Below are 25,065 nucleotides of genomic sequence, written 5' to 3'. Positions count from 1 at the left end.
AGTTCGGGTATTTAATTTGTTCTGTGTATATTAATTTTTAGACCTTTCCAGTGGTTGATTGCAGCTGGACAATAGAAAAGCGGAGGCGGCTTGCTCAGCCCTTACAAGCATAAGATGAATGGGCCGGAAAGGCGTATTTTGCCTTTTTGGTCCATTTATCTTATGACCTCGAGGGGCTAGCCGCCGGAGCTGGACAGGATCTGCCGCGAGAATGAGAGGAAGCTCACGGGCTGCCCGCGGAAAGCGAAGTCTTGCACGGAAATCATTAGCCGTATAAAGAACCTATTCTGGTATTATTTGTCCCGATCTCACTCTTTGAGTAAAGACTTTGAAAAAACATGTTAATATGGAAAAGACTTCATATTAAAGGAGAGAGTATGTGTGGATATTTCGATAGAAAAGGCATCTTTGGCTGATGCTGAATTATTGACCGGCATCATGAAAAAAACATTTGATCGTGAAGCTTCGAGATGGCTGGAAAATGAGAAAAACTCATTGGATTATAATATACAGCCGCCCGGGTATGACTCTGTTAAAAAGAATGAGTATATGATCAGCGAATTGGAAGCTTTCATCATTTCAGCCGGTGGAAAACCTTCAGGTGGAATCTTTGTCACCATTTCAGGCAAATCATATGGCCGAATCGACCGTATCTTCATTCACCCGGACCATCAGGGGAAGGGCATCGGGTCAAAGGCGATAAAATTGATCGAAGAAAGATACCCAAACGTAAGAATATGGCATCTCGAGACCTCTGCAAAGCAAATAAGTAATCATTATTTTTATGAGAAGATGGGATATAGTAAAACGTTTGAATCCCTGGAAGAGTATTCCTATGAGAAACTGATCGAGGTGAAACTCGACGACCAGAAACTTCTAAAAAATGAAGATTTATCTCACAGAATTTATGAACATTGCAGTTTAAGCCATTCAGAGTATTATGGGGTGAATATGGAAGAAAGCTCGGTCAGCAACAGTAATTTAAAAGGCATTCACGTGAGTAACTGTAATATGAGTGAAGTAAAATTTCAAAATATTAATCTTACTCATTCACTTATTGCTGATTTGAATCTTTCAAAAAGTGAATTTGCACATCTTTCACTTAGCGGTGTAACTTTTACGAACACGGATTTGGGAGAAGAGGGAGAACCCGTAAGCTTTGAGGGATGCAACCTTCAAGGAAGCAAGTTCATAAACTGCGATTTAAAGGGAATTGAGATAAGTGACAGTGATCTGTCAGGGATGAAGATTAACGATATTCCAGTGAAAGATCTGCTGGATGCTTATAAGCGGGTGAGCAATACATAGTGCACAATAGTAAACAAGGAGGGGCTGCGGTGAACGAAGAGAAACTGGCGATATTTGATGAAGAGTATAATAGAGTGGGAGAGCGCACGCGTACGGAAGTGCATGCACTAGGGTTTTGGCATGAGACTTTCCACTGCTGGCTGGCACATTTTGATGACGCCGAAAGCAAAATTTATATCTATTTTCAGCTGAGAAGCGAAAGAAAGAAAGACTATCCCGGGCTTTTGGATATTACAGCTGCAGGACATATTTTATCACAGGAGACGATAGAAGATGGTGTAAGGGAGATACAGGAAGAACTTGGGCTGGATATTCCGTATAATGATCTCATTTCTGCAGGAATCATTAAAGAAGAGTTGAATGGTACGGAAATGGTAGATCGGGAGTTAGCAAATATATATTTATATACAAAGCCTGTCTCGTTTCAAAACTTCAGTCTGCAAACAGATGAATTATCCGGTATCTTCCGGACGGGACTTGAAGAGGCTGAACAGCTTTTTAAACAGGAAAGAGAGGAAATCAGTCTGGAAGGTTTTATTACAGATGAAAATTCAAAGATAATATATACAAATAGAAGTGCAACGATTAAAGACTTTGTTGCGCATCCTCTTTCATATTTTGTGGAAGTGACAAATAGAATCAAGGTTGAACTTTTGGAAAAATAATTCTGGTTTCCCATGTTCATTTCGTCTTAAATCCACTATCATAATAGTTTCAGCAATTCATCTAAACGAGGAGGAGACTAGTGAACGGAACAGCACATATGGCAGCGGGGTCAGCAGCAGGATTCATTACAGCCAACTCAATAGGAGCAGACTTAGAGTCGGCAGCCGTACTGGTCACCATTGGCGGAATCTCAGGACTGATGCCGGATCTGGACATTGATGGCAAGCTCAGTAATAAGGTGACATTTTCTCCTAAAATGATTCGGGCCGCAGCTGCGGTCATAGGATTATTGATGATGATATACAGCTTCCTTGAAGAAGCAGGAAGGGATCAATGGATAGGTATGGGTTACGGGGCTGGTATCCTATTACTTTCAAGCTTGATCACTCAGAGACGGATGCTGGCCATTACGGGTATCGCCGTAACCTTGGGGGGCTGGCATATCCATGAGATCTGGCTGTTTTTACTGGGGATATACATACTGATTGCCTCTCTGGTATCACACAGAAGTTATACACATTCGCTGATAGGAATCCTTTATTTTAGTTTTATTGCAAGATACCTCGAGTATTCCCTTATGATCGAAGGCGTTTTTGAAGCGTGCATGCTGGGCTATGCAAGTCACTTGGCGGGGGACATGAAAGTGCTTCCCTTTAACAGAAGAGGGGTAAAATTGTTTCTGCCTTTTTCTTCAAAGGAAATGTAAAAAAATTATTGACCAATATTTTTTGTTGCTATAAAATATTGGAAATGATATAACGTATGCGATGATGAAGAAAAGTAAGCTGTCGAAACACTTCAGAGAGCTGATGGCGGGTGAGAATCAGTGTAGGAAGACAGACGAATGGGCTTCTGAGCATCCAGGCTGAATAGGAAAGTAGGCCTTGGCGGAAAGTCTCACCGATACAAGAGACAATGTATCGGGAAAGGATCCTCTGTACAGGAAAGTGCGTTTGCTTTATGTGAACGAATGAAGGTGGCACCACGGGTTTCCCGTCCTTTTTGGACGGGAGCCCTTTTTGTGTTTAGATGAAAGGGAGGTTTGCAGAAATGAAAAAGCAAGTGCTGACAGGAATCAAGCCTACGGGCAGGGTGCATCTGGGCAACTATATCGGTGCCATAAAACCGGCGCTGGAACTCGCTCGGGAAGAAACATATCACCCCGCATATTTTGTAGCCGATTATCATGGGCTGACAAAGATACACAACAAAGAGGAGATGAATGAGCTCAGCCGCGGGATCGCCGCCACATGGCTGGCTCTTGGTCTTGACCCGGAGAAAGCGATCTTCTACAGACAGTCGGACGTTCCAGAGATTTTCGAATTGAGCTGGATATTAGCCTGTTTTTCCCCAAAAGGATTAATGAACCGTGCACATGCATATAAGGCGCTTGCAGAGGAAAATGTCCGAACAGGAAGGGAAACCGATACAGGTGTAAACATGGGCTTGTTTACGTATCCGATTTTGATGGCAGCGGATATCCTGCTTTTCCAGACAGAAGTTGTACCAGTCGGAAAAGATCAAATACAGCATGTTGAGATTGCAAGGGATATTGCTGAAAGCTTCAATCATAGTTTTGGTGAAACATTCACTCTTCCTGAGTATGTTATTGAGAAAGAAACGGCTGTACTGCCAGGATTGGATGGGCGTAAAATGAGTAAGAGCTACAATAATACCATCCCTTTATTCGAGGAACCGAAAAAATTGAAAAAGTTGATCAATAAAATCAAAACGGATTCCAGTCTGCCTGATGAGCCGAAAAACCCAAATGATTCGATTATCTTTTCATTATATAAAGAATTTGCGACAGAAGTACAAACAGAAGAGATGAAGAAACGATTCCAGTCAGGCATCGGATGGGGAGAGGCAAAGAACGAGCTTTTTGAAGTCATGAATGAGTTTTTGGAAGAGCCGCGTGAAAGCTATCTTGAATTAATGGACTCTCCTGAAAAGCTTAATGAAATTTTACTGGACGGTGCTGAAAAAGCAAGAAAGAAAACCAGACCATTTCTGCAGGAGGTGAAAAGGAATATAGGGATTCTTCATTCTTGATAATAAAAATACAAGCTGCCGATCTTGTTGAATGGCAGCTTGTATAATATATGTTTATGGTTTTAAGATTACCTTGATATTCCCATCCTCTTTCTTATCGAAGATCTCGTATCCACGTGCAGCATCTTCAAGGGGAATACGATGCGTAATAATATCGGTCGGGTCAAATTCTTTGTTTTCGATCATATCGTACAGTTTTGGCATAAGGTGTATGACTGGGGCCTGTCCCATCTTGATGGATACATTCCTGCTGAAGAAGTCCCCTATTGGAAAACGATTAGCTTCTGTTGCATAAACACCTGTCAATTGCACTGTACCGAATTTCCTTACCGATTGAGAAGCCGTTTTTATCGGGCTGATGGTACCGAATTGATTATCGAAATCAGATCCGAATGTTTCATCAGGTGGGACTGTCCCATCCATTCCGACACAGTCAATCACCACATCAGCGCCTCCCTTTGTATATTCATGGAGGAGAGAACCGATGTCAGGGTTCTCCTTGAAGTTATAAATTTCAGCATTGTTTGTGCGCTTAGCGTGCTGAAGTCTGTGATCGACCTGATCGACTGCGATTACCCGCTCGGCTCCTTTCAATTTAGCGAATTTCTGGGCCATCAATCCGATTGGCCCGCTGCCGAGTACAATGACGGTGTCGCCTTCTTTTACACCGCTGTTCTCTACGCTCCAAAAGGCTGTAGGAATGACATCTGAAAGGAAAAGAACACTTTCATCATCGAGAGTACTGGACTCGGGCACTTTGAACGAAGTAAAATCCGCGTAAGGTACCCGAAGGTATTCAGCCTGCCCCCCTGGATAGCCCCCGAACGTTTCTGTGAAACCGAATAGTCCGCCGGCCTCTCCATGAGGGTTGGAATCGTCACATTGACTTTCCATCTGATTTTTACAGAAGAAGCACTCGCCGCATCCAATATTGAAAGGGATGACGACTCGATCGCCTTTCTTTAGACTTTTAACATTCGAACCTACTTCCTCTACAATCCCCATCGGCTCGTGCCCCACTACGTAATCTTGTTCAGGCTCGATTCCGCCGTGATAAAGATGTAGGTCGGAACCGCAAATTCCACTTGCAGTAATCCTTACGATCATATCGGTATTTTCTTGAATATCAGGAGTCTCAACCTCTTTTACAACCATTTTTTCTTTACCCTGGAAAGTTACGCCTTTCATGCAAATCACATCCTATTCAATATTTCTATACATATAGACTTGATGAAGGCTGTTTAAACATTTAAGCAGTAGTCTTTTATTCATCATTGAATTCGCTAAATAAAAAGACGAAGTATTCATAATTTTCATTGACATTTAATAAAGTATGTTGTAAGTTATGAAGAAGTTATTTTAATAAAGTTTTGGTAATAACTAAATAGATTCTTATCAAGAGAGGTAGAGGGACTGGCCCTGTGACACCTCAGCAACCAGCATTGTGCATGGTGCTAATTCCAGCAAGTTGATTCAACTTGGCCGATAAGAGGGAGAATGAATGATTAAGCCTTCTTATATTGCATAAGGGGGCTTTTTATTTTATACCCCTTTTCATTTAATTGAGAAAAGGAGAGGCAAAGAATGAAAAAGCATATTGAGACAATCCTCGTACAATCCGGTAATCGTACAGACAGCAGGACAGGGGCAGTCAGTCCGGCCATACACTTATCAACTGCATATGAGCATCATGGGATCGGTAAATCTACAGGATTTGATTATTCGCGCACAGGAAATCCGACCAGGTTCATTCTAGAAGAGACGTTGGCCCTTTTGGAGGAAGGCAGGAGAGCCTTCGCTTTCAGTTCAGGTATGGCAGCCATCCAGGCAGTATTGAATCTTTTTTCATCGGGGGACGAACTGATAGTTTCCGAAGACCTGTATGGCGGCAGCTACCGGCTTTTCCTTCAGTATCAAGCTCAGTATAATATCCGATTCCATTTCGTCGATACATCGGATGAAAGCCGGGTAATTGAAAAGATAAATGGGAATACGCGGGCAATCTTCCTTGAAACGCCGACCAATCCGCTGATGAATGAAACCAGTATTACAAACATTTCCTCCATTGCAAAGGATAACGGCTTACTGCTGATTGTGGATAACACCTTCTACACACCAATATTGCAAAAGCCAATCGCAGAGGGAGCAGATATTGTTGTACACAGTGCCACGAAATATTTAGGCGGCCACAACGATGTGCTGGCGGGTGCGGTGATTGTCGGAGACGAAGAACTCGGCGAAAAGATATATACGGTCCAGAATTCCATTGGTGCAGTCCTTTCACCATTTGACAGCTGGCTTCTGCTGCGCGGTATGAAAACGTTGAGTTTGAGGATGGCGCAGCATGAAAAAAATGCCCGCGTCATCGCAGAATATCTGACGAATCATGAGTGTGTGACGGATGTCCTGTACCCGGGCAGAGGAGGAATGTTGTCCTTTAGGATTTCAAGAGAAGAGTGGGTCGGTGCCTTCCTTGAAAAATTGAAAGTCATTACATTCGCGGAAAGTCTCGGAGGCGTTGAAAGCTTCATAACTTATCCAGCCACCCAGACACATGCTGATATTCCCGTAAAAGAAAGGATTAAAATCGGTATTTGCAATCGTCTTTTACGTTTTTCTGTTGGAATTGAAAATGTCGGGGATATCATTGCTGATTTGGACAATGTTTTCAATCAACTAAAAGGAGAGGTGCTTTCTCATGAGTAGAAAAACTTACTCTCAACAAACTTCCCTTATTCACTCTCACGGATATGATCGGCAGACTGGTGCTGTTTCAATTCCTCTTTACCACGCGACCACTTTCCATCAACATGACTTTGATCAGTTTGGAACCTATGATTACAGCAGATCTGGTAATCCGACCAGGGAGGCATTGGAGGATACGATCGCTGAACTTGAAGGCGGTGTCCGGGGATTTGCCTTTTCATCAGGCATGGCAGCTATTTCAACCACTTTTATGATGCTTTCTCAGGGAGATCATGTATTGATTTCGGAGGAAGTGTACGGTGGAACCTATCGCTTGATCACCGAGGTTTTGAACCGTTTCGGTATTCAATACTCTTTTGTCGATATGGGTGATCTTCATGAGGTGGCACAATCAATCAGGGTGAATACAAAAGTGATTTATATTGAAACGCCTTCGAATCCACTGCTTAATATTACCGATATTGAAGGGATTGTGAAATTGGCTAAAGCCAACGACTGCATGACATTCCTGGATAATACATTTATGACGCCCCTTCTTCAAAGACCTTTGTCACTCGGGGTGGATGTCGTCCTTCACAGTGCTACCAAGTTTCTGGCTGGACACAGTGATGTACTTGCCGGCCTCGCTGTGACTAAATGCAATCAAGTTGCTGAGAAACTGGCATTCTTGCAGAATTCCTTCGGTGCGGTTTTGGGACCGCAGGACAGCTGGCTGTTGTTAAGGGGCTTGAAGACACTTCATGTGAGGCTCAAGCAGTCATCTGAAAGTGCATATAAAATAGCCCGTTTCCTTGAAGCAAGAAATGAAGTGGAAGAAGTGTATTATCCAGGGCTTAGCTATCACAAGGGTTATAAAACTCATGTCAGGCAGGCAGAAGGACCAGGAGCAGTATTATCATTCCGCCTCAAAAGTGAAAGAGAGGTAAGGGAATTGAAGAGGCATGTGAATATACCCGTATTTGCCGTAAGCCTGGGTGCTGTGGAATCCATCCTCTCATATCCTGCAAAAATGTCCCATGCATCGATGCCGAAACAGGAAAGGGAAAGGCGGGGCATCACAGACGGGCTGCTGAGGCTGTCTGTCGGCCTGGAGAATGCAGAAGAATTAATCAGTGACTTGTCCCGTGGGTTGAATTCAATAAACTTGTCATCACCGAAAAAAGTCATCCATTTATAGTTTGCAGTAATGAAGGAGGAATTGTGTGAAGCCGCTCAAAGAATCACTAAAAGAAAGAATCTTGATTGCTGATGGAGCAATGGGGACACTCTTATATTCATATGGAGTTGATCGTTGTTTCGAGGAACTGAATCTCTCACACCCTGAGGAAGTATATAAAGTCCACAGGGATTATATAGAGGCAGGGGCGGATATCATCCAGACAAACACGTATGGAGCCAATTATGAAAAACTCTCACGGTATGGCCTTGAGGATTCCGTGAAAGAAATCAACACTGCTGCGGTAAGACTTGCTAAAAAAGCGGCAGATGGTTCTGCCTATGTGGTTGGAACCATTGGAGGAATCAGGGCGGTAAAGCAAAATGTCTCTCTGGAGGAAATCAAAAGAAGCTTCAGGGAACAGCTATATTGCCTGCTGCTTGAAGGTGTTGATGGAATCCTCCTCGAAACCTATTATGATTTTGAAGAATTGATGACAGTCCTTAAAGTTGCGAAACGGGAGACAGATCTGCCGGTCATCGCCCAGGTTTCCCTGCATGAAACGGGAGTTCTGCAAAATGGCATGAAGCTAAAAGAAGCGCTGCATCAGCTGGAACTTTCAGGGGCGGATGTTGTTGGGATCAACTGCAGGATGGGGCCTTACCATATGGTAGCTTCCCTTGAGGAAGTACCGATCCCTAAAGGTTCTTTTCTTTCAGTCTATCCCAATGCAAGTCTGCCGAACTATGAAGAAGGCAGATTCTATTATTCTGCAGAACCAGGTTATTTCGGAGATATTAGTAACGAACTTAGAAATCAAGGTGCAAGAATCATAGGGGGATGCTGCGGGACGACACCTGAGCATATAAGGGCGGTTGCAAAGAAGTTAAGAAGCAGGATCCCTGTGACGGAAAAGAAGGTAAAGGTGACTAAATCAGTAGAACCAATTTCCAGGCCGATGAATGAAAAGCTCATTCATCAAAAAGTGAAAGAAAAGAAGACGGTCATTGTTGAACTGGACCCGCCGAAGCATCTTGATACAGACTTATTCTTTCAGGGAGCCCGTGCCCTAAAGGAAGAAGGAATCGATGCATTGACACTTGCTGATAATCCGCTGGCATCTCCCCGGGTGAGCAATGCTGCCATCGGGACAATGGTTAAGGAGAGGTATGATATTTCACCATTGATTCATATCACCTGCCGCGACAGGAATTTGATCGGCCTTCAATCCCATTTGATGGGTCTCCATACACTTGGGATCCATAATATCCTGGCGATTACCGGAGATCCTGCAAAAATCGGGGATTTTCCCGGGGCGGCATCCGTTTATGATTTATCCAGTCTAGAGCTTATTGAATTGATCAAGCAGAATAACGAAGGCATATCTTTTTCCGGAAAGTCACTAAGGCAAAAAACACAGTTCTCAGTCGGCGCGGCTTTCAATCCCAATTTCAGGCATCTGGATGCCTCCGTGAAACGTCTTGAGAAAAAAATAACAGCAGGTGCTGATTACTTTATCTCGCAGCCGGTATTCGGGGTGGAAGAAATGTTTCAACTATATGAGGCTACAAAGCATTTGAATACTCCGATTTTCATCGGGATCATGCCTCTCTTGAGTTCAAGGAATGCAGAGTTCCTTCACCATGAGGTGCCCGGTATAAAAGTGCCCGAGGCAGCCAGGACGAGAATGAAAGAAGCGGGTAAAGACCCCATTCATTCCCGGGCAGCCGGTATGGAGATCGCAAAGGAACTATTGGATACAGCACTTACTTTATTTAACGGAATCTATCTGATTACACCGTTTGTCAGATATGATATGAGCATAGAATTACTTCGTCATATGAAAGAAAAAGCAGGAATTGAGAAGGAGGTTCCTTATGGCCGTCACATTATTTGAAGAACAGCTTAGAAAGAAAATACTCGTCCTCGACGGGGCTATGGGGACGATGCTGCAAATGGCTGAATTAACACCGGAAGACTTTGGTGGGGAGGAGCTTGACGGTTGCAATGAAAATCTTGTTCTCACAGCTCCTGAAGTCATATACAATATTCACCGGGAATACCTGGATGCAGGAGCCGATGTAATTGAAACGAACACATTCGGAGGCACTCCGGTTGTACTTGATGAATATGGATTGGGAAAGAAAGCATATGAAATAAATAAAACAGCAGCTGAAATTGCAAGAAAAGCAGCAGATTCGTATACAAATGCAGACTGGACCCGATTTGTAGCGGGCTCTATGGGGCCAACGACAAAAACGTTATCGGTAACCGGGGGGATCGGCTTTGATGAATTGGCAGAGAACTACCGTGTACAGGCAAAAGGACTTCTGGATGGTGGGGTCGATGTCCTCTTACTGGAGACGAGCCAGGATGCGTTGAATGTGAAGGCTGCCAATCTGGGTATACAGGCTGCCTGGAAAGAAAGCGGCAGGGAGGTACCCATTCTTTTATCAGGAACCATCGAACCGATGGGGACAACATTGGCGGGTCAGAATATTGAAGCTTTTTATTTATCGCTAGAACATCTGAATCCCCTGGCAGTCGGTTTAAACTGTGCGACTGGTCCTGAATTCATGAGGGACCACCTCAGGTCTCTTTCAAATATAGCAACCACTTACGTAAGTTGTTATCCGAATGCCGGGCTGCCGGATGAAGAAGGCAATTATCATGAAACCCCTGAATCACTAAGCTTGAAAATGAAAGGGTTTCTTGAGAAAGGCTGGCTGAATCTTTTAGGAGGGTGCTGCGGGACAACCCCCCGGCATATAGAAGCGTTATCCCGGATGGCAAAAGAATTCGAACCAAGAATCCCAAATGATACACATCCCCATGCCGTTTCAGGCATAGAACCGTTTTTATATGAAGATAAGGACAACCGTCCGATTCTTGTCGGTGAGCGTACGAACGTGATCGGTTCCAGGAAATTCAAAAGGCTGATTGCCGAGAACAAAATAGAGGAAGCCTCCGAAATTGCAAGGGCCCAGGTGAAAAACGGAGCGCAGGTTATCGATATCTGTGTGGCAGATCCTGACAGGGATGAAGTGGAAGATATGAATACTTTCATTCAGGAAGTCGTAAAAAAGGTGAAGGTCCCGCTCGTCATTGACTCCACTGATGAAGAGGTGCTTGAGACTGCGTTGAAATATTCTCAGGGGAAAGTGATCATCAATTCCATCAACCTTGAAGACGGGGAAGAACGATTTGAGAAAATCATTCCGCTCATCAAGCAGTTTGGGGCGGCGGTTGTCGTCGGTACCATCGATGAAAAAGGAATGGGAGTGACATCAGCTAGAAAGGTAGAAATTGCTTTGAGGTCGCAAAAACTGCTGACAGAGAAATATGGGCTTCCTTCAGAGGACATTATTTTTGATCCGCTTGTCTTCCCTGTAGGGACAGGAGATGCACAATATATAGGTTCAGCGAACGCAACTGTGGAGGGGATCAAGAGAATTAAAGAACTTCTTCCTGAGTGTCCTCATATTCTCGGGATCAGCAATGTTTCCTTTGGCCTCCCTCCAGTCGGCAGGGAAGTTTTGAATGCCGTATTTTTATATCATTGTACTAAAGCCGGACTCGACTACGCAATTGTGAATACAGAGAAACTTGAGCGATTTGCATCCATACCTGCTGAAGAGGTGGAACAGGCAGAAAAACTCCTGTTCGAGACAACGAATGCCGCTCTCGCTGCTTTTACTGAATTTTACCGGGGGAAGAAAAAAGAAGTCAAAATCCCGGTAAATACGATGACTCTTGAAGAAAGACTCGCTCATTATATAGTGGAAGGTACAAAAGAAGGGCTGCTCCCAGATCTTGAATCGGCACTTAAACAGTATAGCACTCCGCTTGAAATCATTAATGGTCCGCTGATGGAGGGGATGAGTGAGGTTGGCCGCTTATTCAACGATAATCAGCTTATCGTGGCGGAAGTTCTTCAAAGTGCCGAGGTAATGAAGGCGTCGGTCGCTTATTTGGAGCCACATATGGAGCAGGGAGATGCACATTCTTCTTCAAAAGGAAAGGTGGTACTTGCTACCGTAAAGGGTGATGTACATGATATTGGAAAAAATCTGGTGGACATCATACTCAGTAATAACGGGTATGAAGTAAAAGACTTGGGCATCAAAGTGACCCCGCAGGAATTGATTGAAGTTATACGAAAAGAAAAACCCGATATCGTCGGTCTTTCAGGACTACTGGTGAAATCAGCACAGCAGATGGTTGTAACGGCTCAAGACTTGAGACAGTCAAATATTTCGGTTCCCATCATCGTCGGAGGGGCAGCACTTACCAGGAAATTCACTTCGTCCAAAATAGCGAAGGAATATGGGGGACTGGTATTGTATGCCAAAGATGCAATGGATGGATTAAGTATCATTAACGGAGTGCAGGATAAAGGCACCAGAAAGAAGTGGGAAGAAGAAAGCCGGCAGAAGTTATTTGAAATGGACAGCAAGCCCTCGATGGAAACAAACATTGATTCATCTGTAGCTGTAAAGGTTCGTTCAAAAGTATCCAGGGACGTTAAGATTTATACACCGCCTGATTTGAAGCCGCATATCATCAAGGAATTTTCGTTGAATCAAATTCACCCTTATATCAATCAGCAGATGCTGCTTGGACATCATCTCGGAATAAAGGGTAAAGTATCCCGGCTCCTCGAAGAAAAAGATGAACGGACATTAAGAATAAAGCAATTGACGGATGAATTATTCAACAAAGCAGCAATGGAAGGACTCATTCATGCATCGGCGATCTATCAATTTTTCCCTGCTCAGTCAGATGGAGACGATATCGTTATTTTCCATCCAGAAGATGAAACAGTTGAAATTGAGCGTTTTCATTTTCCGCGACAGAGTCGGAACGACCATCTTTGTTTGGCGGATTATCTGCGCCCGGCCGGAAGCGGAGAAATCGATTATGTCGGTTTCTTTGCAGTTACGGCCGGCCGGCGAATCAGAGAATGGGCAGCATCATTAAAGGAGCAAGGGAAATTCCTTGAGAGCCATGCTATTCAGGCATTGGCACTGGAGACTGCTGAAGGGCTTGCTGAAAGGATACATGAAATGATGAGAAGCCGTTGGGGATTTCCGGACCCGGTCGATTTCACGATGCAGGAGCGTTTCCGTACGAAATATCAGGGCCAGCGATATTCTTTTGGATATCCTGCATGTCCTGATCTTGAGGACCAGAAAAAACTTTTCAATCTCCTCAAACCAGAGAGAATAGGCATTGAATTGACAGACGGTTGTATGATGGAACCGGAAGCCTCAGTAACAGCCATGATGTTTGCACATCCTGAAGCCAGATATTTCAATGTACTTTAGATTTAATAAAAATAGTATGCACCCTGTCTAAGTTTTGACAGGGTGCATATTTTAGTGATTCACCTATAAATTACTCGCGGGCTGAAGCCGTATATGCCATCAATTCATCTCTGCAAACTTGAAAGTCCATGTCGATTCTTTCCAAGATCTTTTCTTCGGAAAAGCCGGTAATCATTGATATATTCGCTATACTGGGTGTTAATCCCATATTTCTGCAGAATTCACAAGCACTCCTTATGGAAAGGACTTCAATTGATAATCTAGAAAGTTTTCGTTTCACCTTCATCAACTCCCCAATTAATTGGCCGGTGGCAGGAAAAAGTTATCAAAAACCTTTTGGATCAAATTGTGAGTCCCAGAAGAGTAGTTTTTTCTGCATTTTTCATTCATAATCGACATAATATTCAGATATCTTTCTCTTATTATATACCCTAACAAGTGTGGATGCGAGACAAAAGTGACATTTGCTAGGGACTTTTTTATTAATATTCATTATATTGAATGTTTTTACAAAAATACAAAATTATTGGATGACGGAATGCTGCTGCCACATTGATATGGCTCATTAAAAATTGGTGTCAGGCTGATTACTATATTATAATAGAATGGAAGGAATCATTTAGAAAACAAGATAAAGTCATAAGCATTGGTTTACAGTTCTATTAAACAAGGGGAGGAACACTCACTATATGCATCGCAGCAAAAATTTACATACATATCTTCTAAGCAAAGCACGTCAATTAACGGACTCCTGGTATGAATCTATCGATAAGAGCAAAGTTAGCGGAGTTTATTCATCCAATGACCCAAAAACTGTCGAAAATTTAAAAAAACAAAATTTTGAGTTTCATCAATTATTTTGTGAAGTTTTCACAATTGAAAAAGAAACCTTTAATAAGAGGCTGGATGATTGGGTACTTTCCATTGCAGAAGATAAACATCACTTGGAAACACCTACCCATCATATCATCCAGGAGTTCATGCGGGTCCGGAATCAATATCTTGACTTTTTGAATGAATTTGCTAAGGAAAGTGAGGATCCCAACAGGTCGGATCTGCTCAGGATTTGGGAGGATACCGTCATCGAATCCTTTGACAGAGTGATTCTCAGGTTCATGGAACTGCAAAACGAAGTAGTAGAAAGACAGCTGAAATCGCAGGAACAGATTATCCATGAACTCAGTACTCCACTCATCTCTTTGAATGAAGATACTGCGCTTGTGCCTCTCATTGGGAATATTGACCCTGACCGAGCTAAATTGATTCTGGAAAATACATTAGAGCAATGTGTCCAAAAAGAAGTGTCCTATTTGTTCATCGATCTTTCAGGCGTTGTGATGATTGATACAATGGTTGCACATCAGTTATTCCAGCTGGTTGATGCGCTTGAACTTATCGGTGTGAAGCCCATCCTTTCGGGTCTGCGTCCTGAAATTGCACAGACTGCCGTTCAGCTGGGATTGAAATTTGACAGACTGACGATTACGTCTACTCTAGCCCAGGCTATCACAGTTAAAAGTAATGAACATATTTAAACAACGAATCCGCCTGACTATAGGCGGTTTTTTTCTTCAGTTAAACTTCGAATTAAAATATCTTGAATTAAAGATAAATATATTGTAAGCTATTAGTAGAAAATAATTAAATACCATATTTGATTGGGAGTGAATAAGGAATGAACTTAAAACCTTTAAAAGGGCAGCACCACGTATCTGCCATAACAGCCAATGCTAAGAAGAACTATGAATTTTACACTAAAACACTTGGTCTTCGTCTTGTGAAGAAGTCAATCAACCAGGACGATACTTCTGTTTATCATCTTTTTTATGCTGATGAAAGAGGGAATCCGGGAACAGATCTCACTTTTTTTGAAATACCGAATGCAGGACATACGTATAAGGGAACTAACAGTATTTCTCTGACTTCCCTGAGAGTGAAAAGTGATGATGCCCTGGCGTATTGGAAGAAGCGCTTTGAAGAGTCCGGAGTTGAGCACGACGAGATATCTCATCATACAGGAAGGGCTGCACTGGGTTTCCGGGATTTTGAAGGACAACGGTTAACGCTTATATCGGATGAGAACAATGCAGGAGTAGCGGGAGGGAAACCTTGGGAAAAGAGTCCTGTGCCAGTCGAGTATGGGATCGTCGGACTTGGTCCGGTTACCCTTACAGTAGCAAGGGGGGAGCTGACCGCCAAGGTATTGACTGAAGTATTGGGCTACCGCGAAACGGGAACGATTCCTGCTTATGAAAAAGGACAGCCTTCCATCCGTGTGTTTGAAACAGGAGAGGGAGGTACAGGGGCTGAGCTTCATCTGGAAGAACGGAATGATTTGCCGCAGGAAAGACCTGGACGAGGGAGTGTTCACCATGTGGCGTTCAGAGTGGAGGATAAAAAGCAGCTGCAGAAGTGGGTTGATTGGATCACCCAGTCACGTCTGCCGAATTCCGGATTTGTAGAACGTTATTATTTCCGTTCTCTTTATTTTCGGGAACCCAATGGCATTCTTTTTGAATTGGCTACAGACGGTCCCGGTTTTGAAACAGATGAAGACTTCGACAGCTTAGGTGAAAATCTATCGTTGCCGCCATATTTTGAAGCGCAGAGAGAATCCATTGAATCCAGGTTAAAACCGTTGGATACAAAAGAATAAAAAGGGAGGAATGAAATTGAAGCATATTTTTAACAAAGGAACGAATGAGCAATTGCCTGTCTTATTACTTCTGCATGGGACCGGTGGTGATGAACGGGACTTGCTGCCGCATGCTGCGATGATTGCGCCTGAAGCATCTGTTTTAAGTGTTAAGGGGAATGTGAATGAGAACGGGATGGCCCGATTCTTTGCCCGTCTTCGGGAAGGGGTCTTTGACGAGGAAGATTTAATCTTCCGTACCACAGAATTAAATGCTTTCCTTGATGATAGCGCAAGGGAATATTGTTTTGATCGTTCAAATATAGTGGCACTGGGCTATTCCAACGGTGCTAATATTGCTGCAAGCCTTATGTATCATCATGAACATGCACTAAAAGGCGGAATTTTATTCCATGCAATGGTCCCCCGGAGGGGAGTGTCGATTCCGGATTTAAGTGATTCACCTGTATTCATCGGGGCAGGAAAGAAAGATCCGTTGATTCCAATGGAAGAAACCTCAGAATTGATCAGGGATCTAAGAGAGGCGAAGTCCCATGTAACCGAATACTGGACGGATGGCGGTCATGAATTGAGGAGAGAAGAAGTGGACGCAGCAGCTGAATGGTTTAAATCCAATTTTCCCAAGGATAAAAGATAGTACCCGGGGCACCCGCCCCGGGTTTTCATATAGTATCATATTTTCTTGGCCATGATGACGTTTGTTACTTCATATCCGACCTTTTCATAAAGTTTTCTTGCTGTTGTATTGTGGGCAAATACGTGCAGCTCTATTTTATTTGCATTTAATTCTTTTGCCTTGTCTTCAATTTCCTTCATCGCCAGTTTGCCATAGCCTTGTCCCCTGTACTTTTCTTCAATTTCGACATTATAAATATAAACTGTTCTGTTTGGCATGGCTGCCAGCCAAAAAGAGCCGAACAGGGAATTGTCTTGATAAAGTGAAAATAGATGATGGTTTTCAGTTTTTTCACCTTGGGGCAATAGTCTTTGATAATCTGCTTTTGCCTTTTCGATCGATTCTTCTTCGGTCCAGTTGCCAGAGCGGGTTTTTTCTTTTGCGTAGCTGATGATGGACTTTTTCAAAAAGACCTCGAATTCCTCAGATGTCATTGATTTCACTTCCATAGTTCTTCCTCCAAGTAATCAGTTTCATTGCCGGACTAATCTTTCCATTCGATTCTTTCGTAAGCAGCAAGTGAACGGAGCGTAGAGAGGGTGATGATACCCCGCCATTCAACCTCAGCTTTTTTCCAGGTCTCTTCGTATTGGCCAAACCAAGACCAGGCAGGCTGCCAATATCCATTTACATCCTGACTCTTTATTTCGTAATCTAATTGAAGATTAATTTCTTTCTTCAGATGTTCGTAAAAAGGGGAAGAGGGCTCAGGAGCTGCATCCAGGGGTTTGGCCACATATTCATCCCATCTTGAAAGGTCTTTGCAGACCGTCTCATGGACCGCCTGTGACAATGCTGAATCGATATACTGTTTAGTCTCCTCACACACTGAAAGAGTTTGAAGCAGCCTTGAGTAGCAGAGGAAATCATGTTTGCCTAAGGGGCGGGGCAGCTTCGAAAGTTCTTCGCGGGACCTCTTTGTCCATTTTTCCAATAAGGGTTCTTCCTGATTGAATAACTGATAGTAACCTACAATCTCTGCATTTGGGTTCGCCCATGTCGTTTGTACTCCGCAATACCCTTTTTCATGATCAAAGTGCCACCACGGTGCATGTGGAACCTCATTGATTTCGGGTGGGACAGCATGCCACGTTTCTTCCTGGTCTTCATAAACAGATTCGAGGTAACTCATTGCTTTCGAAATGACCGGATGATCCTTTTCCAATTGCAGGTCTGCTGCAATCTGCAGGCCCACAGTCGTAGCCATAGGGGACGAAATCTCCAGACGGAAATCGGGTTCCAGGCATTTTCCGAAACCGCCGTCATTATTTTGAAACAATGTCAGCTCGTTCACAGCATCTTCTTTGCTCCCATTTTCGAAATGGTAATTGAAAAGCTTTTGTTCCAGGGGACGGGCATGCGAAAAAATAAAAGTCCTCGCAGCGTTCCATTTATCCCGGGTGAGCATCATATATCATTCCCCCAATTTATAAAAGTTTCACTTTACTAGATTAGCTTTTTGAATGCAAATCTCCTTCTTTTTATGAACTTAGCACTTCTGGGGAGGTTGTCCACCGCTCAAGATGGTTGAGCATATTTACACATTGCACCGTTTCTTAAAGACTACTAAACTAGAATATATACATTTAATGAGCAGGAGTTATTGAAAATGAATCATTTGCTGAAGTCAGTCATCCTATTAATAGCATCAGTAATTCAAGGCAGTGCAATGGCAATCTTCCTTTTTCCTCATTTTATCCCTTCAGGCGGAGCAGCGAGCGTCAGTGTTCTGCTGAATTATCTGTTTCAGGTACCTTTTTCAATCACTCTCTGGGTATTGAATGCCGGCCTGTTGATTGCTGCTGTCAAGTGGCTTGGGAAATCGAATGCATTATGGACGTTATTTTGTGTGACTGTAACATCCTTTACTGTTAATTTGATCAGCCCCCATATGAGCTACCCATTAACGAATGTCATAACGGACATGGGTATCGGAGCCGTTCTATTCGGGATTGGCATCGGGATCCTCTTCAGAATGGGTGCTTCATCCGGCGGGATGGATATACTTGCCCTCATTATTTCAAAACTGAGGGGCAAATCACCCGGCCGCACGCTCTTCTTCATAAATGGAAGCTTGTTATTACTGACTGGAATGGTCGTTGATCTAAAAGTCATTCTATATGCGCTCATCTGCCAGTTCATAGGTACGAGAATACTTGATAAGGTTTATAAGTTTGAATTTAGGCAGAGGATTCCCATGCTTGAAAAAGAAATGTGAAATAAGGCCCGTCTTCAATGCTGCAAACATTGAGGGCGGGCCTTTATGTGTGTTCTATGATGGAACGTATCGTGTGCATGGGGGAATTTTCAAATCCTGAAAGATACTGAAAAGCTTTATTTTTCGGCAGCAGCATTTCCCTGATCTCTGCAGGTGACATCCCTTTTTGAAAGTGGGTCAAAACTTTTTCCTGAAGGTTCAACAGATAATCCCGCTTTCTTTCCATTAACCTCCGCCCATTTGGAAGATACCCGCCGTGTGAACAGTAGATTTCCTGAAAGTTATAATTCAATGCTTTATTCAGGGAGTGTATCAGTTCAGGGACGGACTCAAATGAAAAATGAGATGTGGGTGAGTGGTATAAGTATAAGTCCCCTGAGAGGCAGATACCCTTCTCCTCGTCGATGAAAATGACATGGTCATCGGAATGACCTGGAGTATGAAGAATCTTAAAAGTATGCTCCTTTGTATGAAACTCGCTGCTTTCAAACTTCATCGGGTTAAAGGATTTCCTATTATTCCAGAATACAGAACGGTAAAAAGGCAGCTTTGTATTATTCATGCATTTCGTCACGCCGTCCTTGTGTATCCATTGTGGAACCATTAGATGTTCTTCGATCCAAGGACTGTTACCTGTATGATCCTCATGATGATGGGTGTGGATGACATTCCGGATTTGATGTTCCTTCACAATGTTTTTTACTTGTTTATGTAAACTATATGGCCCCGTATCAACCAGTGTATCACCGACGATTGTGATATAAACGTGCATTTTCTGACCGGGGATCTTCCTCACTAACTTGAATGTTTTTATCAAAACGTCATTCCCTTTCAATTAACTCACAATATTCCTATATATGAAATATGAGAGTTATAAGTCTTTCAGTTATCCATAAAGATCAGGCTCTGTTTCTTAAACAGAGCCTGTAAGCTGGATAATTAAGCGATTCTGGATTTTTCCTTGTGTTGATATGACCTTGCGACGTACCAGAATGAAGTGAACCAAATTGCAGTCTGCAGGAATGTTACGGAAATAACCACCCAAATGCCTGCGGCCGCCGCAAGATTCCGTGCGGCTTCCAGAATTATGCCCTTTGGTTCAAATAATAGTGTAAAAGTAAAGTACATGGCAAAAGTGAAAATTCTGCTCCATTGTGAGACATGGTATGTCCATATACCTTCACGGAACCCCAATATGCGCAATCGTTTTACCATACGTGCAATTTCAAGCGATTCAACAAAGATGAACATCAGTGTAGCAGCCACCCATAACAATTTCATCATTAATAGAGGCATGGAGGCAGTTGAAACGGATGCAACTCCAGTAATAGAAAGCGCACCGTGTAAAATGCAGTTCGTGTTCTTCCAATCATGAACAACTGACCAATTTGTAAATAGATACCTTTTTAAGATAAAAAGCAGGCATATTATATAAAAAATGATACCACCTGCAATCAGACAAAAGAAAAGGATCTTGTTAGATCCTTGATAAACAGCATGACTGAGAAGTACTAGAGACTGTGTACTGACAGTCGATAAAAGGATGATCCCATTTACTTCTTGATTGTTCTGCTTTATAAAAAATGGGATGATCACGCCAATATAGAATACCCAAACCGTAAAATTAACGATAAGAATCACTACAGGTACAGCCATCTGGCTGAATTGTTCGTAAATGATGATTCCGCATAGTGAGCTGCTTGCAATCCACGTACCGATGCCAAATCGGTTAATAGGGTTCAGTAGATGAAGCTCTCTGAACTTCCTATTTTTAATTGACGCCGCGATAGATAAAATAAAGGACATCCACAGGGAAAGAACGATTCCGCTTAGCAGCTTTCCGGTGAACCCTGTAAAATAATCCATTCCCAGATAATAATGAAAAACACCTTGCGTAAAAATCCCCAAAGCCATGACAATGGCCAGGGAAGATGTCTGAATATAAATTCTTTTTTTATAAAAATAATAAGTAAGGCATCCTGTTAACAAGAGGATAAAATAAGCTTCCGACACAATGACCACCAGCAAGTAAAATTTGATTATAAAACCATTTTATCATATACATCCACCTGCTGTTCTTACGATTTATGGTAAATGAAAAGCTCTTAGATGTCTCCCAATCGTTTTGTGATATGATAGTAGCCAGAGATGTAATTCATAGGGGGAACTGTTTTGCAAAATTGTAAATTCTGTAAAAGGAAGTTCGGATGGAAAGAGCTGCTGATTTCTATTTGGAGTTCATATAAGCCTATTGAGTGCGGGGAATGTGGAAAGAAGCATTCGATCAGTTTTGCTTCGAAGTTTTTAGTGTCTTTTTTAATCATTGTACCCGCCGTCATTTTCGGCCTGCTTATAGCTCCGGATATGGGACTGTCCAAACCCGTGACATTCGGGATCATCGTAATGATGGCTTTCTTCATTTCACTTGTACTTCCTTTCTTCGTAAAATATGAAGTGAAATCTTAATCTTAAAATATGTAAAAGGGACTGCCATTATCGGCAGTCCCTTTTTATGTCCTACACGAATATTACAGACCGATATGAAAACAATAACAATATATAATAATCAATTAAAGGAGCGGACAAATGCCTAAGTCAAAAATACCTTTAACGACAGCCGAAATCACTGCATTATGGATTACATACATGAATTGCTCTGCAACCATTTGCTTCTATAAATATTTTCAGCATCACCTTAAAGATGATGAGATAAAACATATCCTGGAAGAAGTTTTGGGGACTTGTGAGGATACAATTAAAAGTGTAACCTCCATGTTTGAAGAAGAAAACTTTCCTGTACCCCAGGGTTTTTCCGACAGGGATATAGATTTGACTGTACCGCCGCTGTTCACGGATGTATTTGCCCTCAGTTTTATTTACCGCGCCGGTCAAATCATCGTTTCCCATTACGCGACTTATTTAGCCAAAGTCGCAAGGGAGGATATCGTATCCTTTTTTCACACAAAGCTGAAGAATACCAGCGATTTATACAAAAAGTCATTAAATCTTATGTTGTCAAAGGGCATCTATGACCGGCCGCCTAAAATGGCGTACCCGGGTTCGATTCACTTCATTGAACGTCAGCCGTCTTTATTTGAAGCTTGGCTTGGAGAGTCGAGACCATTAAATGCGTTCGAATTAAGTGAAATCTTCTTTACGATTGAGCGAAACTGTATCGGGATTGTCATGCTGAAAGGCTTTCTTCAAGTATCAAAAGATAAAGAAGTAAAAGAATATCTTAAGCAGGGTAAGAAATTAAGCGAAAAACAGATCACTGCTTTTAATAAATTGTTAACAAAAGATGAGCAATTTCCAACATATCCGGTAGCGATGGAAGTGAATGATACGACTGCCCCGCCATTTTCCGAAAAACTCATGCTTTTTTTTATTTCTGCTTCCAACACCGTGGGATTGACAACATTAAGTCATGCCGCGACGATGTCGATGAGAAAGGATCTTGGTGTGCACTACGGATTATTTATTACAGAAATCATGAGATATTCGACTGAAGGTCTTAGCTTACTCATTAAAAGGGGATGGATGGAGCAGCCTCCTCAGGCACCGGACCAGAAAAAACTATACGAAAAGGAGGGATTTAATGAATAGAGGGTTAATTGTACTTACTAATCTGACAGGGATGTTTCTGTTCCTGATGTTCAGCCTTTTTAAAGCGGCGGCATTCAGGAGGCAGGTACAATATTGGATGAATACCAAGTACTTGAACTTCAGGTCATACATCCATACAATCAGATAACCGAGGCTGCCTTTCCGGCGGCTTTTTTTATGGATGTGAAAAATATAGAAAAACGCAGATACTCACAGAATAGTCGAATTTACTGCATTTATAGTATATCAATGCAATGGGGATTAAGATACAATAGTATTCATGTCGGATGAAAGATTTAGTCTTTCAGTGATCATTTGTTTTACACGAAATTTACAGGTTTTAAGGAGCGAATTCATGCTGGAATATAAAGTACATCAAGAAGAATTTGAGGAATATGTAATATTCCTTCATGGCATCGGAGGCAATTCAACTGTTTTTGGAAAGCAGCTCAATGAATTTAAAAAACAGTATAATGTCATAACCATACACCTGCCTGGTCATGGCAAGTCCCCGAGTGTAAAAAGCTATGATGAAAGATTCTCAATTGAATTGAATCTCCGTGAAGTATTAAAAGTTATGGATCACTTGAACATAGATCGTGCTCATTTTGTTGGTGTATCACTGGGATCCATCTTCATTCATGCACTGATGCAGCGATATCCCCACCGGGTGAAGAGCGCTGTTCTAGCCGGATGTATCACACGGTTTTCACCTTTTGCCGCCATACTTTTAAAGTTGGGAGACGGAATTAAATCGCTTATGCCATTTTTATGGCTGTATAGAATATTTGCATACATTATGATGCCAAAGAATAATCATGCCGTTTCACGCAAGCTTTTCATACGAGAAGCAAAAAAAATGAACAGGGAATGTTTCTTAAGTTGGTACAGACTGACTCCGTTTGTAAAATCCACTTATCAGCTTGTCCAGACAAAGGCTTCACATATACCGAAAATGTATATTTCGGGGAGGGAGGATCACTTATTTGTAAAAGCCCTTGAAGAAGATATACAGGGGGATCCCTCCGCAGAGATTGTATTTCTGGATGACTGCGGACACGTATGTAATGTTGAGAAGCCTAAGGAGTTCAATGATCATGCCTTGAGATTCCTTTCCCGGCAGGCAGGGTGCCGGCTTAAAAGAGTCCAATAAACAAAAGCTGAACCATTTTACATACCGTAAAATGGTTTTTTTATTTCTTGAATTTTTGCTTGATGACTAAAAAAGGAAAATGAAGCGTGCAGAAAGAATATAAAGGAGAGGAGGATTAGAATGAAGGATCTGTTTAATTTCCGCTATAAAGAATTTCCGTTTGAAATTTATTCTGCTTCACATATTATTGCCGTCATTCTTATGCTCATTCTCATTGTCCTATTATACAAATCTAGAAACAATCTAAGTAATAACGGAACGAAAGCGATAAGATGGACACTCATAGCAACACTTGCGGCAGGAGAGTTATTTTTTCAATTTTGGTATGCAATCAATGGGTTATGGTCTCCTGCTGTAAATCTTCCGTTCCAATTATGTTCCTTATCACTATATTTATGTATCATCATGCTGTTATCCAGAAATAAATTGATTTTTGAAGTTGCTTTTTTTGCAAGTCTCACAGGTGCTTTCATTGCCATGATTACGCCGGAATTATTTTTTGGATACCCTCACATCAGGTTTTTTCAATTTTTTATCGTGCATGCAGCCATTGTCCTTTCTTGTTTTTATATGAAATGGGTTGAAGGGTTCACGGTGACTGTCCTGTCACCATTCAAGTCATTTATTGGGTTAAATCTTTTTGCAGCGGCGGCGTATGTTCTGAATATGGTTTTTGGAGGGAATTATATGTTCCTTGATCATAAGCCTTACAATCCGAGTGTAATCGATTATTTAGGGGACTACCCTTGGTACTTGTTGTCATTGGAAGCAATCTCCCTGATCCTGTTCTATTTGTTATATCTCCCTTTTCACCTTAAGAAAAATGTAAAAAAATGAAACTTTTTCTAATTATATTCGTCTATTAATTAGGCTCTTTCTGTATAAATGAACTTTGGTTACCATTTTTGTATTATCTATTAGTAAAGTCAGGTGCAATGCGGTGGGGAATATAATAGTGTATATAGTGATTGCGGTGGTATCCTATCTGGCCGGTACCATGACAGGAGCATTCTATATAATTAAATGGAAGACAGGCCAGGACATCAGAAAAATGGGAAGCGGAAATGTCGGCGCAACAAATGCCGGACGGTTACTTGGCAAAAAAGGGTTTCTCCTTACCTTGCTGATTGATGCCGTAAAGGTGTTTATTACGTTGTTTCTGGTAAAAGAAGGGCTTTCGGACAATGAATATGCACTGGTACTCAGTTCAATATTCCTTTGCATCGGCCATTTATTCCCGATACAGCTCAAGTTTCACGGCGGCAAAGGAGTGGTCGTTTATCTGGCTTCTGCATTGTTTCTATCACCTTTGACAATTGGAGCTGCCGCAGTTGTGATGGGCGCAGCTTACTTGCTGCTTCATCGTTATAAAACGGCAGGCTTCCTTGCTATGACGTCGATACCAGTAACCGCTTTTTTGATTGAAGATTCATTCACCTTGCCCTGTGGTCTTTTACTCTTGTTCATCACAGTGGTTCTTGCTCACAATAAATAATCGCTTATCCACTAAAAGTTAATAGAACAAGATTTTTCACTTCATC

At 42.2% G+C, this 25,065-nt stretch carries 23 protein-coding genes, 1 riboswitch and 1 other annotated feature; of the genes, 18 read left to right on the top strand and 5 right to left on the bottom strand.

Features of this window, described 5'->3' with window-relative positions:
* Positions 1-438: 438 nt before the first annotated feature.
* The 4 genes from BHE18_RS06255 to BHE18_RS06240 all read left to right on the top strand — a co-directional run bounded on the left by BHE18_RS06255 (position 439) and on the right by BHE18_RS06240 (position 4,026).
* Positions 439-1,308, top strand: a complete 870-nt coding sequence (locus BHE18_RS06255) for a GNAT family N-acetyltransferase (protein WP_071618265.1) — start codon at positions 439-441, stop codon at positions 1,306-1,308.
* A 29-nt stretch (positions 1,309-1,337) separates the two neighbouring features.
* Positions 1,338-1,973, top strand: a complete 636-nt coding sequence (locus BHE18_RS06250; protein WP_071617735.1) for an NUDIX hydrolase — start codon at positions 1,338-1,340, stop codon at positions 1,971-1,973.
* 80 nt (positions 1,974-2,053) lie between these two features.
* The gene (locus BHE18_RS06245; RefSeq protein ID WP_071617734.1) at positions 2,054-2,680 is read left to right on the top strand and encodes a metal-dependent hydrolase; all 627 of its coding nucleotides are present in this window, start codon (positions 2,054-2,056) and stop codon (positions 2,678-2,680) included.
* A gap of 52 nt (positions 2,681-2,732) precedes the next feature.
* Positions 2,733-2,978, top strand: a binding site (T-box leader).
* 46 nt (positions 2,979-3,024) lie between these two features.
* Complete coding sequence (locus BHE18_RS06240) at positions 3,025-4,026, top strand: tryptophan--tRNA ligase (RefSeq protein ID WP_071617733.1); 1,002 nt, start codon at positions 3,025-3,027, stop codon at positions 4,024-4,026.
* Positions 4,027-4,080: 54 nt separating this feature from the next.
* On the opposite strand, the gene BHE18_RS06235 is transcribed toward BHE18_RS06240, so the two are convergent.
* Positions 4,081-5,214: a zinc-dependent alcohol dehydrogenase gene (locus tag BHE18_RS06235; RefSeq protein WP_071617732.1), complete on the bottom strand. Its 1,134-nt coding sequence runs from the start codon at positions 5,212-5,214 to the stop codon at positions 4,081-4,083.
* A 201-nt stretch (positions 5,215-5,415) separates the two neighbouring features.
* Positions 5,416-5,518, top strand: a riboswitch (SAM riboswitch).
* 92 nt (positions 5,519-5,610) lie between these two features.
* Here BHE18_RS06235 and BHE18_RS06230 point away from each other — a divergent pair.
* From BHE18_RS06230 to BHE18_RS06200, 7 genes are all read left to right on the top strand, one after another.
* Positions 5,611-6,732, top strand: coding sequence for a methionine biosynthesis PLP-dependent protein (locus tag BHE18_RS06230; RefSeq protein ID WP_071617731.1), 1,122 nt, complete (start codon positions 5,611-5,613; stop codon positions 6,730-6,732).
* Positions 6,725-7,909, top strand: coding sequence for a cystathionine beta-lyase (gene metC / locus BHE18_RS06225; RefSeq protein ID WP_071617730.1), 1,185 nt, complete (start codon positions 6,725-6,727; stop codon positions 7,907-7,909). Before BHE18_RS06230 ends, metC begins: the two co-directional genes overlap by 8 nt.
* A gap of 25 nt (positions 7,910-7,934) precedes the next feature.
* Positions 7,935-9,785: a bifunctional homocysteine S-methyltransferase/methylenetetrahydrofolate reductase gene (locus BHE18_RS06220; RefSeq protein WP_071617729.1), complete on the top strand. Its 1,851-nt coding sequence runs from the start codon at positions 7,935-7,937 to the stop codon at positions 9,783-9,785.
* Positions 9,766-13,215 (top strand): methionine synthase, encoded by a 3,450-nt coding sequence (gene metH, locus BHE18_RS06215; protein WP_071617728.1) that lies wholly within the window; start codon positions 9,766-9,768, stop codon positions 13,213-13,215. Before BHE18_RS06220 ends, metH begins: the two co-directional genes overlap by 20 nt.
* A gap of 689 nt (positions 13,216-13,904) precedes the next feature.
* Positions 13,905-14,750 carry an STAS domain-containing protein gene (locus BHE18_RS06210; RefSeq protein WP_071617727.1) on the top strand — a complete coding sequence of 282 codons (846 nt, stop codon included), beginning with the start codon at positions 13,905-13,907 and terminating at the stop codon, positions 14,748-14,750.
* Between the two features lie 140 nt (positions 14,751-14,890).
* Positions 14,891-15,871, top strand: a complete 981-nt coding sequence (locus BHE18_RS06205; RefSeq protein ID WP_071617726.1) for a ring-cleaving dioxygenase — start codon at positions 14,891-14,893, stop codon at positions 15,869-15,871.
* 16 nt (positions 15,872-15,887) lie between these two features.
* On the top strand, positions 15,888-16,508 hold the full coding sequence (locus BHE18_RS06200; RefSeq protein WP_071617725.1) for an alpha/beta hydrolase: 621 nt from the start codon (positions 15,888-15,890) through the stop codon (positions 16,506-16,508).
* A 35-nt stretch (positions 16,509-16,543) separates the two neighbouring features.
* Here the strand turns inward: BHE18_RS06200 and BHE18_RS06195 are convergent, their stop codons facing one another.
* Both BHE18_RS06195 and BHE18_RS06190 read right to left on the bottom strand, forming a co-directional pair.
* The gene (locus tag BHE18_RS06195) at positions 16,544-16,996 is read right to left on the bottom strand and encodes a GNAT family N-acetyltransferase (protein WP_071617724.1); all 453 of its coding nucleotides are present in this window, start codon (positions 16,994-16,996) and stop codon (positions 16,544-16,546) included.
* A 35-nt stretch (positions 16,997-17,031) separates the two neighbouring features.
* A complete protein-coding gene (locus tag BHE18_RS06190) occupies positions 17,032-17,958 on the bottom strand; it encodes a hypothetical protein (RefSeq protein WP_071617723.1) in 927 nt (308 codons plus the stop codon).
* 198 nt (positions 17,959-18,156) lie between these two features.
* Here BHE18_RS06190 and BHE18_RS06185 point away from each other — a divergent pair, with 198 nt between their 5' ends.
* Positions 18,157-18,765: a YitT family protein gene (locus BHE18_RS06185; protein WP_071617722.1), complete on the top strand. Its 609-nt coding sequence runs from the start codon at positions 18,157-18,159 to the stop codon at positions 18,763-18,765.
* Between the two features lie 43 nt (positions 18,766-18,808).
* Here the strand turns inward: BHE18_RS06185 and BHE18_RS06180 are convergent, their stop codons facing one another.
* Together BHE18_RS06180 and BHE18_RS06175 are read right to left on the bottom strand one after the other, a co-directional pair.
* Positions 18,809-19,582 (bottom strand): MBL fold metallo-hydrolase, encoded by a 774-nt coding sequence (locus BHE18_RS06180; protein WP_141771818.1) that lies wholly within the window; start codon positions 19,580-19,582, stop codon positions 18,809-18,811.
* A gap of 122 nt (positions 19,583-19,704) precedes the next feature.
* Positions 19,705-20,778 carry a hypothetical protein gene (locus BHE18_RS06175; protein WP_071617720.1) on the bottom strand — a complete coding sequence of 358 codons (1,074 nt, stop codon included), beginning with the start codon at positions 20,776-20,778 and terminating at the stop codon, positions 19,705-19,707.
* 159 nt (positions 20,779-20,937) lie between these two features.
* On the opposite strand from BHE18_RS06175, the gene BHE18_RS06170 reads away from it, so the two are divergent.
* The 6 genes from BHE18_RS06170 to BHE18_RS06150 all read left to right on the top strand — a co-directional run bounded on the left by BHE18_RS06170 (position 20,938) and on the right by BHE18_RS06150 (position 25,019).
* Complete coding sequence (locus BHE18_RS06170; RefSeq protein ID WP_071617719.1) at positions 20,938-21,231, top strand: TIGR04104 family putative zinc finger protein; 294 nt, start codon at positions 20,938-20,940, stop codon at positions 21,229-21,231.
* 120 nt (positions 21,232-21,351) lie between these two features.
* On the top strand, positions 21,352-22,371 hold the full coding sequence (locus BHE18_RS06165; protein WP_071617718.1) for a DUF3231 family protein: 1,020 nt from the start codon (positions 21,352-21,354) through the stop codon (positions 22,369-22,371).
* Complete coding sequence (locus tag BHE18_RS23170) at positions 22,364-22,519, top strand: hypothetical protein (protein ID WP_171910669.1); 156 nt, start codon at positions 22,364-22,366, stop codon at positions 22,517-22,519. The genes BHE18_RS06165 and BHE18_RS23170 overlap by 8 nt, the downstream gene beginning before the upstream one ends.
* A gap of 207 nt (positions 22,520-22,726) precedes the next feature.
* Positions 22,727-23,524, top strand: a complete 798-nt coding sequence (locus BHE18_RS06160) for an alpha/beta fold hydrolase (RefSeq protein ID WP_071617717.1) — start codon at positions 22,727-22,729, stop codon at positions 23,522-23,524.
* 120 nt (positions 23,525-23,644) lie between these two features.
* Positions 23,645-24,361 carry a YwaF family protein gene (locus tag BHE18_RS06155; protein ID WP_071617716.1) on the top strand — a complete coding sequence of 239 codons (717 nt, stop codon included), beginning with the start codon at positions 23,645-23,647 and terminating at the stop codon, positions 24,359-24,361.
* Positions 24,362-24,479: 118 nt separating this feature from the next.
* On the top strand, positions 24,480-25,019 hold the full coding sequence (locus BHE18_RS06150) for a glycerol-3-phosphate acyltransferase (protein WP_235860260.1): 540 nt from the start codon (positions 24,480-24,482) through the stop codon (positions 25,017-25,019).
* Positions 25,020-25,065 lie beyond the last annotated feature (46 nt).

Source organism: Rossellomorea aquimaris (assembly GCF_001877785.1).
Taxonomy (GTDB): Bacteria; Bacillota; Bacilli; order Bacillales; family Bacillaceae_B; genus Rossellomorea; species Rossellomorea aquimaris_A.
Note: the sequence above shows the minus strand (reverse complement) of the source record. Positions and strands in the feature narration are given on the sequence as shown.